Origin of the sequence: Alteribacter lacisalsi (assembly GCF_003226345.1) — a bacterium.
GTDB lineage: Bacteria > Bacillota > Bacilli > Bacillales > Salisediminibacteriaceae > Alteribacter > Alteribacter lacisalsi.
In genome coordinates this window covers 1,118,640-1,130,738 of the sequence record NZ_PDOF01000001.1, presented here as the reverse complement: position 1 = coordinate 1,130,738, position 12,099 = coordinate 1,118,640, and the positions used below count along the sequence as shown (strand labels likewise).

The window sequence follows — 12,099 nt, the reverse complement described above, 5'->3', positions numbered from 1 at the left end:
AACCGAATCAGAGATATAGGAAGGAAATATACGCAAGGGTCATTACAATGAGAAGTGGGAAAATCAAAAGCCTATATTCAGGAAGTGCTTTCAGACGAGGAAACCAGCGAGATCTACGGGAATCGTAAGATCGATGTAGAGCCAGCCTTCGGATTTCTGATGGCTAATTTACGTTTCACCCGAGTGTCGGTGAGAGGCAAAAAGAAGGTTAAAAACGAAATAGGAGTTGCCTGGATGGCGGTGAACTTGAGAAAGTAAACTGCAATCAAGGCTTATAAACATTTATAAACATACAAAACGGTGCCAACTATCGAAAAGCGATAGTTGGCACGTTTTTTTCTTAGTTAGAGACTGTTTTGTCCCAGCCTCTTTTTTATTATTTTAGTGATTGAAGCAGGGATGACAGCGCGGTTCGCTCCTCTGATGTAAGGGGAACCAGCGGAAGTCTGACACCGCCTGCATCCAGCCCTTTCAGCTGAAGTGCTGTTTTCACAGGGGAGGGACTCGGAGCTGCAAAGAGACCGTTCATGACCGGAAGGATCTTCCGGTGTATCGCAGCCGCTTCCTTGACATTGCCGCTTACATAGGCTTTTACCATCTCCTGCATTTCGTTGCCGAGAACGTGGGATGCCACACTGACGACACCGTCGCCTCCTACACTCATAATCGGCAGGGTCAGCCCGTCTTCACCTGAATAAACGGTGAAATTCTCAGGTGTACCATCGATAATTTCCGTAATGTGATCCAGGTTTCCGCTTGCGTCCTTAACACTGACGATGTTATCAATTTTGGAAAGTTCTATGACTGTTTCAGGAAGCATATTGGCAACAGTACGTCCAGGTACATTGTAAAGCATCACCGGCAGCCTGGTCTTGGCAGCGATCGTACGGAAATGTTCGTATATGCCTCTCTGGGACGGTTTGTTATAATACGGAACCACCAGCATAACTGCATCGACGCCGGTCTTCTCCGCTTTTTTCGTGAATTCCACACTCTGGTACGTATTGTTGGAGCCGGTTCCGGCGATCACCGGAATTCTCTTATCAGCTACTTTAGCAGCATGTTCGAAAAGAGCCAGCTTTTCTTCCTGTGACAGGGTAGGAGATTCTCCTGTTGTACCGGCTACGACGATCCCGTCCGAGCCGTTGGCTATCAGATACTCAATGACTTTTGAGGTTTTCTGAAAATCCACATTCCCCTTTGAATCAAACGGGGTCACCATAGCCGTGATAATCTTTCCAAAGTTCATGTTGATCAACTCCTAAATCTGGTCATTCTTCCTGCCCTAAAAACATATCATGAAGGGCGTTGACAGCTTCGTTCATATCCGACTCTTTCACAAGCACCCAGATCGTTGTATGGGAGTCTGCGGACTGCAGAATCTGGATGTTTCGGCTGGAAAGTGCCTCCACAATCCGGGAAGTCACACCAGGCACACCTGTCATCCCTGCACCGACGGCAGACACCTTCGCACAATTGGTGTTCGTTTCCGGATTCAGTCCCATTGACTCCAGCACATGTACTGCCCGCGCTGCAACGTCATCCTTAACAGTATAGGCTACACCTAATGGCTGTATGTTAATAAAGTCGACACTGATATTTTCACTGGCCATTGCTTTAAATACTTTCGACTGTAAATCGTATTCTCCGTCCCTGGCTGATACTTTTATCTGCGTAACGTTGCTCACGTGGGCAATTCCCGTTATCGTTCGCTCTTCCACATCCATGCCTGCTGTATTCCCGGCAGATGCTGTAATCAATGTTCCCTCTCCATCAGAGAAAGTAGAACGGATTCTGATCGGCACCTTCGCCTGCATGGCAATTTCAACCGCACGGGGATGAATAACTTTAGCACCTTGATAGGCCATGTTGCAAATTTCATTATATGTGGCGACTGTGAGCGGTTTTGCTTTTTGAACCACACGAGGATCGGCAGTCATAATGCCTTCCACATCTGTGAAAATATCAACGTACTTCGCCTGCAGCGCCGCACCAAGGGCGGTTGCTGACGTGTCTGAGCCGCCTCTTCCGAGCGTGGCTACTGTACCTGATGGAGAAGCCCCCTGAAAACCAGTGACAACAGCCACATCGAGTGATTCCAGCTTTTCACTGAAAGCACTCATTTCCATCTCGGTAATTTTGGCATTGGTATAGTCATCGTTTGTCCGAAACCCTGCTTCTGACCCGGTAAAGGCTTCCGCTTTTATTCCTTTTTCATTTAGCAGCTGGGAGAATACCACTGCTGAAATCGCTTCTCCGCACGAAGCAAGCAGATCCTGCTCTCTTGGAGAAACGAGGGTCCTGCTGCCTCCGGCTAAATTTAATAGGGTATCTGTTGCGTATGGGTCTCCGGTTCTGCCGATTGCCGACACGACGACGACCACTTTTGTGCCGGGACTTACTGCTTTCCTGACATGGGCGGCAGCTTTTTCCCTCATCTCGGCTGTCTTAAGAGACGACCCGCCGAACTTCTGTACTATTATGTCCATAAGCCACCTCTGATTTTTACTTGAGCAGCCCTTTTTGAACCAGCGTCTCTGCTATCTGGACACTGTTCAAAGCTGCGCCTTTAAGAAGGTTGTCTGCAACGATCCAGCAGTGAAAGCCTCTGTCATCAGTAAGATCTTTTCTGAGACGTCCTACAAATACATCGTCTTTTCCGGCAGCATCCACAGCCATCGGATAAAGCTGCTCGGATGGATCATCCATGACAGTCACTCCCGGAGCCTCTTTAAGCACGCGGAAAACATCTTCTTTCGTCACACCGTCATGATTAACTTCAAAAAAGACTGATTCACTGTGACCGGTTTCAACGGGAAGGCGCACACAGGTGGCTGCGACACTCAAATCCGGATCTCCCGTAATCTTTTTTGTTTCATTAATCATTTTCATCTCTTCAAATGTAAAGCCGTTTTCCTGAAAAAGATCGATCTGCGGAACGGCATTAAAAGCAATCTGATAATGCTTCTTGTCACCTGAAACAGGCAGGATGTTAGCTTCAGCCTTTTTTCCCTCAAGGACGGCTCTTGACTGATCGTACATTTCATCAATCGCGTCCGCCCCGGCACCTGAAACGGCCTGATAGGTGCTCACAATAATTCTGTTTAAACCAAATGCCTTCCTGACAGGCTCCAGAGCTGCAACCATCTGAATGGTGGAACAGTTTGGATTAGCAATGATACCCTGATGATCATCGAGGTGGTCCGGGTTCACTTCCGGCACGACGAGCGGAACATCTTCATCCATTCTGAAAGCACTCGTATTATCCACAACGATAGCGCCGCGTTTCGCAGCCTCCGGGGCCAGTTTCTTTGATATGGACCCTCCTGCACTGAAAAGAGCGAGATCGATATTTTCAAAAGACTCAGGTGCTGCTTCCTGTACTTCGACTTCTTGTCCGTTAAAAATGAGCTTTGTTCCGGCAGAACGGCTCGACGATAACGGAAGAAGGGATTCAGCCGGGAACTGTCTCCGTTCAAGCGTACGAAGCATTTCCTGTCCTACTGCCCCTGTAGCACCGACGACCGCTACACGGAATTTTTTTGATTGATCAGACATGCAATTCTCCTCTCTGTTTCTCTCTTTTTTACCAGCATGACATAACACAACGTAGTTAAGGGATTCCCTTAACTACGTGTCTCGTATATGCACAGAAGAATTTCCTGCTGTTATTCCATTTTAGCAAGTATAACGTTTTTTTTCATTATTGACTATACCTTTCGACCAAAACAGGCTGTACCTGCTCCCCTTTAAGGGCCGCCTCCACAGCAGCGCTCAGCTTTGTCATGTCCGCTACTAGGGAATTTGGCTTTTTATAAGGATGGTCCTGGCCAAAAGGAATAAAGTAGATGTTTTTCGTCGCCATGAGTCTCATAATGTTTACACCGTTTAAACCAAGGGCGTCATTTGTAGAAATGCCAAGAACAACAGGCTTCCCGTTCCGCAGTGTGGCTTTGGCACCCATTAAAACGGGAGAATCCGTAAGAGCATTGGCAAATTTACTGGTGGAATTTCCGGTCAACGGGGCAATAACCATACAGTCCAGCGGTGTTTTCGGACCAAACGGCTCTGCTTTTGGAATCGTGTTCACAATCGGCTCAGAGGTAATACTCTGAATCCGCTGAATCCAGTCCTCACTTTTTCCGAATTTTGTGTCAGTATGTGAAACAGTGTACGTAACAAACGGTGTCACCTTCGCACCGAGTTTTACAAGTTTCTCCATTTCAGGCATAACTTCTTCGTAGGTACAGTGTGATCCGGTCAGACCAAATCCAATATGTTTCCCTTCAAGTGACATCAGGATGCCCCTCCTTTTCTTTTTTCCCACTGCTCTGTAAGCAGCGATCCAAGGACATTGGCAAAAATTCTGCCGGCTGTTTTTGGTGCTACAATGCCGGGCAGTCCAGGGGCAAGCAGAGCTTTTATTCCCCTTTTTTCAGCAAAACGGAAATCCGTTCCCCCAGGCTTACTTGCAAGATCAACGATCAGGGCGTGGGGCTGCATTTTACCGATAATTTCTGCAGTCAGAACATTTGCAGGAATGGTGTTGATAATCACATCAGCCTGACCTGCGTGTTCCTTCAGTTCTGTCAGACTAACCGGTTTCATCCCCATTTCGAATGCCCTTGCCAGAAGCTCAGTTCCTAGCGCAGCAACCTTGACATTAGCCCCTAGACTGCTTAACGTCCGGGCTGTCGTCATGCCCACTCTGCCGAATCCGAGCACAATAATGTCCGATGAGTGGATCGTGGTATCAGTGTGCTGAATTACCATCATAATCGTCCCTTCTGCCGTAGGAATCGAATTATAGATGGCCACATCATCGCGGCTGAACACCTCTGTAAACGGCCGATTGCTTTTATCAAGAAGTGCTCTTAATGATTCGGTTGAAATTCCTGAATAGACAGTCGTTGTTTTGTTCGTCCGGGTGAGCCACTCGGATGTGAGCTTAACCGGTTCTCCCGAGAAAATGGATTCGACTTCTCCCTTTGAATTCATGCCGCTAACCGGCAGAACAACCGCATCCACAGTCAAGGGATCGAGCGTCTGGAGTGACTGTTTTTTTGCTCCTGCAAATCCGTCATCCAGCTGATCGAAACCGACCAGAGACACTTTTGCATCAAGTTGAGAAAGCTTTCGTATAATTTCAAGTTGCCTTGCGTCGCCGCCAATAATCACTACGTGCATATCCGTCAGCACTCTTCTTCTCCCCTTTCTTCCCATATCTGTACTAAAGGGGAACCTGCTTGCGATGTTCTTCATCCACATTCTATGTATCCGTACTTCCAGATGTGCGGAAGAGACAGAACGAAGCCGGTCTGTTTTTCTTTTCTCTTCAGCTCTTCTCGTAAAGATGGTTGTTTTATACACTGCAGGCGTTCGCTTGCAGCTGTGATGCCGGCAAGCGAAGGGACGGCGTGAAGCGAACCTTCCAGTTTAGTCATTTCAAACAATAAAAAAACGCCTGCCGGATGGCAGACGTTCAGGGCTGGACTTCGATAATAATCATATCCGTTCCTATCTTCTTTATCTGATGCCAGTATACAGTTACTTCCTTATCCCGTTTACCGAGTCCAAACCACTTCAGTGTGGGGATAACGAAGGCCTGGATCTGACCTGTACGTTCATCAATAACCAGATCTGTCTGGCCGAGAACACCAAGACGCTCCCCTTTATGAAAATCGATAATTTCCTTATTACTGATTTCACTTAGACGCAATTTGCTCCCCCCTCTTCTCTCTCCTTATAGGCCAGTTTATGAGGGAAAGGGGTCTTTCATAACCAGTCAGCAGCCGGAACCTTCAGGAAGACGGCCATCCGGGCTCACAAGCGTCATGGCACAATCCCGGGAAAAGATATTATTACCGGTTTTCTTTACATCCATTAAGGTGACCTTGTCAATTTCATGAACAATTTCATCCAGCGTCCGGTGGCGGCCGAGAAGGAGTTCGTTTTTTCCGTTTCTGCTCATACGGCTGTTTGTACTCTCAAGACCGAGCATCAGGCTGCCTTTGAGCTGTTCTTTGGCATTACGCAGTTCCTTCTCTGTAATCCCGTTTTCTTTTACATTACTTACCACATCACTCAGACACTGATACATATCATCAAGATGTTTCACTGCCGTTCCGGCATATAGTGTAACCATACCTGTATCGTGAAAGGAACTATGATAGGAAAATACGGAATAAGCAAGTCCCCGGTTTTCCCGAATTTCCTGAAACAGCCTGCTGCTCATGGACCCGCCGAGAACATTGTTTAGAAGTACAAGAGAATAAATATCCTCATGTCCTATTGACAGCCCTTCGTATCCGATGCAGAGGTGTGCCTGTTCGGTTTCTTTTTTCCTCGCCATTTTTCCGTATTTAAACTCCGGCCTGGATAAGGTTTTATCCGACTTATCCTGCCGCATGTCACGGAAAGTTTTCTGGATAAAGTCCACAAAAGATTCATCTACATTGCCGCATACACTAATTACAACGTTATCGGCATTATAGAACTGATTCATGTAATGAGTGAGGGAATCGCCCGAGAATGTCTCGAGGGTTTCCTCGGTGCCCAGAATCGGATAGCCGAGAGGGTGGTCTCCGTAGCCTGCCTGGCTGAGAAGATCATGCACGATGTCATCCGGAGTATCTTCGTACATTTTAATTTCCTCAAGCACTACGCCTTTTTCTTTTTTCATTTCTCCCGGGTCAAATACGGAATTAAAATACATGTCAGCCAGGACTTCCACTGCATGCTCTGCGTGTTCATCCAGCACTTTTGCGTAGTAACACGTATATTCCTTTGAAGTGAAGGCGTTTACCTGCCCGCCGATTGAATCAAATGACTCCGCAATTTGCTGTGCGTTCCTTGATTTCGTTCCCTTAAAGAACATGTGCTCCAGAAAATGCGACACCCCGTTCTGGATTTTGGTTTCAAATCGCGACCCTGTGCCGATCCAAACACCGATGGAAACGGAACGCACGGTGTGGTTCGGTTCGAACATGATACGTAATCCATTATCACTTACTACTCGTTTAATCAAATGTCATCCTCCTAGTACCACGTCTGTTGTTGTCTGACCATGATGCGATCTTCACTTAGAAGGTCGGAAACGGTTCCAATATGAAACCCTTTTTCTTTCAGTCCAGTTATCATCTCTTCCAGGCCCTGCTGTGCAGACTGGGTCGGATGCATAAGGACAAGAGAGCCGGCTTCTGATTTGGTGATGATTTTATCAGCCATCTGATCTGGCGGGGGCTGCCGCCAGTCAATGGTATCTACTGTCCACATAACCGTATGCATCCCCATGTCAGCTGCAATATCCACCACATCCTGGCGGAAACTTCCGCTTGGGGGCGCAAACCAGTGAGGCTTAAGATTCAGGGTTGCTTCAATTATTTCAGTCGTCTTCTCAAGTTCCTCCCGGATCCGATCGTTGGACAGCTGCTTCATGTCAGGGTGAGAATATGCGTGGTTTCCGATCTCATGCCCTTCTTCTATAATCATTTTAGCAAGTTTTGGATTGTTTTTCACCCACGAACCGTCTAAAAAGAAGGTTGACTTCACGTCATGTTCCTGCATTGTCTTCAGCATGGCAGGTAAATACTCATTTCCCCAGGCCACGTTTACCATCAGTGAGACCATTGGCTTCTGTTCGTTCCCTTTGAAAACAGGGTTCGGCGGCAGGTCATCCAGCGTTACCTCCGGCCGGTTCTGTCTATAGACCAGTTTTCTCTCATTAAAAAAACCTTCCGGCTTCATTTTCTCATAGGAAGCCTCCACGTCCACACTTAGACCATTTAATCCCGGGACTGACTTCCAGACTTTATCTACTCTCGCATTTACCGGTGCTTCCTCAAACTCCGCTTTCCGGTCAGCAATTTCACGGAAAAGGTCGGTGGTCCCTGATGCAGGTGCCACCGCTTCTTCTTTCAGTTGCTGTATATAACTGCTCGTAATCGGATTTTGAACACTCACAAATGTAATCAGGATAACAAGAAGAAAGGTGCTCCATTGCAGGATAAACTTCTTCATCATAGGCTGTCCCTCCCTGAGTACAACTTATGCAGGGAAAAGACACGGTAGAACAGGCTGACGCCGCTTAGGAAGCATTGATTTCAGATTTGTACATACACTCTTTTCTGAAAATGAATAAACAGAACCTTCGATTCACGTCGTCCGTTGGCTATACGGATGGCTGCCTCAGCCTCCTCAAAAAAACCATCTTTAGAGCGTATGCCCTCATTCGTCATGATATTCATTACCTGAATAGCGCCGTCAGAACGGAAATCCGTTATCGACGGTATCGTGATCTAGAGGCTCATCCATAAAAAAAGAGACCGGATGACCGGCCTCTCTTACACTTGTACTATTTTTTTGCAGGCTGCCCCTGATCTTTAAGGAGCGCTTTTCGGGACAGGTTCACCCGGCCCTGATTGTCGATTTCCGTAACTTTTACAAGGACTTCATCCCCGATTTTCACTACGTCCTCAACTTTGCCGACACGTTCATTGGCCAGCTGGGAAATGTGGACGAGTCCATCTTTTCCTTTAAACAGTTCCACAAAGCAGCCAAATTTCTCAATCCGTTTCACTTTGCCAAGATACGTTTCTCCTACTTCCACTTCACGAACAAGGTCCTCAATGATTCCTTTAGCCTTGTTGTTCATCTCCGATTCGGTAGAGGAAATATATACTTTACCGTCCTGCTCGATGTCAATTTTAACACCTGTGTCCTCAATAATCTGATTGATGATTTTTCCGCTAGGTCCGATCACGTCACGAATTTTATCAGGGTTAATGCTCATTGTCAGAATCTTAGGTGCATATGCAGAAAGCTCTGTTCTCGGCTCCGGAATGGCGCTCAGCATGTTGTCAAGAATCTTCATGCGGCCGGTCTGAGCCTGGGAAAGGGCTTCCTCAAGGATGCGGCGGTCGATCCCGTCAATCTTAATATCCATCTGAAGGGCTGTAACCCCTTTTTTCGTACCTGCAACTTTAAAGTCCATATCGCCGAGGAAATCTTCCATGCCCTGAATATCCGTAAGGACGGAAACATCCTCGCCGTCCTTCACGAGCCCCATGGCAATACCTGCTACAGGTGCCTTAAGCGGCACGCCGGCTGCCATCATGGCAAGAGTGGACGCACAGATACTCGCCTGTGAAGTGGAACCGTTGGATTCAAGCACTTCGGAAACAAGACGGATTGTGTAAGGGAAGTCATCCTCAGACGGAATTACTTGCTCAAGAGCACGTTCTCCAAGTGCACCGTGTCCAATTTCACGGCGTCCCGGTCCGCGGATCGGACCTGTTTCCCCAACACTGAAGCTCGGGAAGTTATAGTGGTGCATAAACCGTTTTGTTTCTTCAATTCCGAGTCCGTCAAGAATCTGAACATCTCCAAGAGCCCCAAGCGTACAGACACTCATCGCCTGCGTCTGGCCGCGGGTAAAGAGACCGGATCCATGCACGCGTGCAAGAAGATCCACCTCAGATGCAAGGGGACGGATCTCGTCAATCTGACGGCCGTCTGGACGGATTTTGTCTTTCGTAATCAGCTTACGGACGACGCCTTTGAGGATAATATCAAGCACGTCTTTTGCTTCGCGGGAACGATCCTCATCGGCATTTTCGCTTGCATACTCCTCGGAAACTCGGCTGATGACTTCATCTATAGCCGTCTGGCGTGCATGCTTTTCAAAAATAGTAGCAGCTTCTTTCAGGTCTCCTTCTGCCTTTTCACGGAGTTCGGCTTCCAGATCCTTATCGTGGGATACAAGCTTAACGTCCATTTTTTCCTTGCCGACTTTCTCAACGATATCTTCCTGGAAAGCAACCAGGCGTTTGATTTCGTCGTGACCGAACATAATGGCCTCAAGCATAACATCCTCAGGAACTTCCTCTGCCCCGGCTTCCACCATATTGATCGCATGTTTCGTTCCGGCTACAACAAGGTGAATATCACTTTTTTCCATTTGCTCTGTCGTCGGATTAATGACAAAATCACCATCCACCCGGCCGACAATGACGCCGGCAATCGGTCCGTCAAATGGAATGTCGGAAATGGAAAGGGCAACAGATGACCCCATCATTGCAGCCATTTCAGGTGAGCAGTTCTGGTCATTACTCATGACGATGCTGATCACCTGTACATCGTTACGGAATCCATCGGGAAACAGCGGACGGATCGGACGGTCAATCAGACGGCTTGTCAGCACGGCATTCTCACTTGGGCGGCCCTCTCGTTTAATAAAACCGCCAGGAATTTTTCCTGCTGCATAAAGGCGCTCTTCATAGTTACAAGTTAACGGGAAGAACGGAAGGTCTTTCGGTTCTTTTGATGCTGTGGCTGTACACATTACAGCCGTATCTCCGTAGCGTACCATTACGGCTCCGTTTGCCTGCTTGGCATACTGACCGGTTTCGAATGTCATTGTACGGCCGGCAAAATCCATTGAAAATAATTGTTTTTCCTGTTCCATAGCTGCATGTACTCCTCTCATTCACATCAGTGTGAATTTCAGTTCCTTAGTATTATGATCCCGATATCCGGGCACACAAGCGTGTAAAGCTGCTGCTTATAGTTTTGACTTAAATTTATATGTAGTAAACATAGGAGATAAAAGTCCCTGACCTTATTATCATATCAAATATGTCTCATTAGAAGCAACGACGATCTGCCTTAGTTAAAGGTAAAAATTTCCTTTTAGTACAACAAAAAAGCGGGAATGATCCCGCTTTCTGGTAAATCTTATCGACGAAGACCGAGTTTGTCAACGAGCTGACGGTAACGGGCAACATCTTTGTTACGCAGGTAAGTCAACAGGTTACGACGCTGACCAACCATTTTCAGAAGACCACGACGAGAGTGGTGATCCTTCTTGTGCGTACGCAGGTGATCGTTAAGTGTTGTAATTTGCTTCGTCAGGATAGCGACTTGCACTTCAGGAGAACCAGTATCGTTCTCGTGAGTCTTGTATTCATTGATGATTTCGTTTTTGTGCTCTGGTGATAAAGCCATCCTATGCACCTCCTTTTCTAAAATCCCCATTCGCCCAGCAGACGTCGGTGAATCGTGCTGCCAAGTGATGGTTAACAAATACTATCATACAGGCTGAAGTATGAAAGATCAAGCCCCAGTCTGCCTACCGGGAAGAAAAATAACGATGCGCCTCTTCCTTGTCCTTTTCGAGCTGGCGAATCAGTCCATCCACCCCGGGAAACGGCATTTCCGGTCGGATCCGTTTGTGCCAGCGCACCGTTACGTCCTGCCCGTAGAGATCGCCGTCAAAATCAAACAAATGGACTTCAGTAACTGGAGCATCGGGCAATTCTTTGTTAAATGTCGGTTTAAATCCCACGTTGCACATGCCCTTATACCATGTGCCTTCTGCTTTTAACTCCGTTACATAAACACCCGGCTTCGGAATCAGATGCCGGTCGCGGTCATCTACATTCGCAGTAGGAAAACCGATCGTACGGCCTCTCTGATCTCCCTTTACTACTGTACCGGAAGTTTCATAGTTTCTGCCAAGGAGGCGGGCTGCTACGTCTGTTTCTCCATTTGTCAGGCACTCACGAATTCGTGTGGAACTGATTTTCCGGTCATCTTCATCAAGCTTACCAACCACACTGTAAGTGAATCTTCCTCTGGAGTGAAACGGAAGGGTCTCCATCGTTCCTTTACCCAGCCTGCCGTAGGTATAATCAAACCCCGCTGTAACATGGCGGACGTTCAAGCCGATCAGATAATGGTCACAGAATTTCTGTGGTGTAAGAGCTGCAAAAGGGAGCGTAAACTGCACTACAAAAAGGTAGTCGATCCCGAGGTTTGCAATTTCCTCCACTTTTTTGTCCAGCGGTGTGAGGCAGGCCACAGGGCCGCCTTTTCCGAGAACCTCCCGCGGATGAGGGTCAAATGTCATGACCGCAGAGTGAAGCCCAAGTTCTTCTGCTTTTTCCCTTGCGGAGCCGATCACTTTCCTGTGACCTCTGTGAACCCCGTCGAAAAAACCGAGGGCAATAGCAAGAGGGGGGAAATCATCTTCATTAAAATCGTGAGGATGTTCAATTGTAATCGTCTGCATGCTGCCACCTCAAATACATAAACGGCACG

General features: G+C 47.4%; 12 protein-coding genes and 1 pseudogene. 1 reads left to right on the top strand and 12 read right to left on the bottom strand.

Annotated features, from left to right (window positions below; translation table 11 throughout):
• Positions 1-66 precede the first annotated feature (66 nt).
• A pseudogene (locus CR205_RS05580) lies at positions 67-255 on the top strand (transposase); the annotation flags it as partial.
• Positions 256-376: 121 nt separating this feature from the next.
• On the opposite strand, the gene dapA reads toward CR205_RS05580, so the two are convergent.
• From dapA to ribF, 12 genes are all read right to left on the bottom strand, one after another.
• Positions 377-1,249: a 4-hydroxy-tetrahydrodipicolinate synthase gene (dapA, locus tag CR205_RS05575; protein ID WP_110517769.1), complete on the bottom strand. Its 873-nt coding sequence runs from the start codon at positions 1,247-1,249 to the stop codon at positions 377-379.
• 22 nt (positions 1,250-1,271) lie between these two features.
• Complete coding sequence (gene dapG, locus CR205_RS05570; RefSeq protein WP_110517767.1) at positions 1,272-2,489, bottom strand: aspartate kinase; 1,218 nt, start codon at positions 2,487-2,489, stop codon at positions 1,272-1,274.
• Positions 2,490-2,505: 16 nt separating this feature from the next.
• Positions 2,506-3,558: an aspartate-semialdehyde dehydrogenase gene (gene asd, locus CR205_RS05565; protein WP_110517765.1), complete on the bottom strand. Its 1,053-nt coding sequence runs from the start codon at positions 3,556-3,558 to the stop codon at positions 2,506-2,508.
• Between the two features lie 145 nt (positions 3,559-3,703).
• A complete protein-coding gene (gene dpaB / locus CR205_RS05560; protein WP_110517763.1) occupies positions 3,704-4,297 on the bottom strand; it encodes a dipicolinate synthase subunit B in 594 nt (197 codons plus the stop codon).
• Positions 4,297-5,199, bottom strand: coding sequence for a dipicolinic acid synthetase subunit A (gene dpaA / locus CR205_RS05555; RefSeq protein WP_110517761.1), 903 nt, complete (start codon positions 5,197-5,199; stop codon positions 4,297-4,299). Before dpaA ends, dpaB begins: the two co-directional genes overlap by 1 nt.
• A 59-nt stretch (positions 5,200-5,258) precedes the next feature.
• Positions 5,259-5,453: a hypothetical protein gene (locus tag CR205_RS20080; RefSeq protein WP_142669865.1), complete on the bottom strand. Its 195-nt coding sequence runs from the start codon at positions 5,451-5,453 to the stop codon at positions 5,259-5,261.
• Positions 5,454-5,482: 29 nt separating this feature from the next.
• Positions 5,483-5,719: a YlmC/YmxH family sporulation protein gene (locus tag CR205_RS05550; protein WP_110517759.1), complete on the bottom strand. Its 237-nt coding sequence runs from the start codon at positions 5,717-5,719 to the stop codon at positions 5,483-5,485.
• Positions 5,720-5,785: 66 nt separating this feature from the next.
• A complete protein-coding gene (locus tag CR205_RS05545; protein WP_407923563.1) occupies positions 5,786-6,988 on the bottom strand; it encodes a M16 family metallopeptidase in 1,203 nt (400 codons plus the stop codon).
• Between the two features lie 50 nt (positions 6,989-7,038).
• A complete protein-coding gene (locus CR205_RS05540) occupies positions 7,039-8,022 on the bottom strand; it encodes a polysaccharide deacetylase family protein (protein ID WP_110517755.1) in 984 nt (327 codons plus the stop codon).
• 331 nt (positions 8,023-8,353) lie between these two features.
• Positions 8,354-10,465: a polyribonucleotide nucleotidyltransferase gene (locus tag CR205_RS05535; RefSeq protein WP_110517753.1), complete on the bottom strand. Its 2,112-nt coding sequence runs from the start codon at positions 10,463-10,465 to the stop codon at positions 8,354-8,356.
• Between the two features lie 269 nt (positions 10,466-10,734).
• Positions 10,735-11,004, bottom strand: coding sequence for a 30S ribosomal protein S15 (rpsO, locus tag CR205_RS05530; protein ID WP_110517751.1), 270 nt, complete (start codon positions 11,002-11,004; stop codon positions 10,735-10,737).
• A gap of 124 nt (positions 11,005-11,128) precedes the next feature.
• Positions 11,129-12,070, bottom strand: coding sequence for a riboflavin biosynthesis protein RibF (gene ribF, locus CR205_RS05525; RefSeq protein WP_110517749.1), 942 nt, complete (start codon positions 12,068-12,070; stop codon positions 11,129-11,131).
• Positions 12,071-12,099 lie beyond the last annotated feature (29 nt).

Bases quoted from the DNA above. Each gene is read 5' to 3' on its own strand.
- CR205_RS05540 (WP_110517755.1), bottom strand. From the start codon at position 8,022: ATGATGAAGAAGTTTATCCTGCAATGGAGCACCTTTCTTCTTGTTATC.
- asd (WP_110517765.1), bottom strand. From the start codon at position 3,558: ATGTCTGATCAATCAAAAAAATTCCGTGTAGCGGTCGTCGGTGCTACA.
- dapA (WP_110517769.1), bottom strand. From the start codon at position 1,249: ATGAACTTTGGAAAGATTATCACGGCTATGGTGACCCCGTTTGATTCA.
- dpaB (WP_110517763.1), bottom strand. From the start codon at position 4,297: ATGTCACTTGAAGGGAAACATATTGGATTTGGTCTGACCGGATCACAC.
- dapG (WP_110517767.1), bottom strand. From the start codon at position 2,489: ATGGACATAATAGTACAGAAGTTCGGCGGGTCGTCTCTTAAGACAGCC.
- rpsO (WP_110517751.1), bottom strand. From the start codon at position 11,004: ATGGCTTTATCACCAGAGCACAAAAACGAAATCATCAATGAATACAAG.
- ribF (WP_110517749.1), bottom strand. From the start codon at position 12,070: ATGCAGACGATTACAATTGAACATCCTCACGATTTTAATGAAGATGAT.
- CR205_RS05535 (WP_110517753.1), bottom strand. From the start codon at position 10,465: ATGGAACAGGAAAAACAATTATTTTCAATGGATTTTGCCGGCCGTACA.
- CR205_RS05545 (WP_407923563.1), bottom strand. From the start codon at position 6,988: ATGTTCGAACCGAACCACACCGTGCGTTCCGTTTCCATCGGTGTTTGG.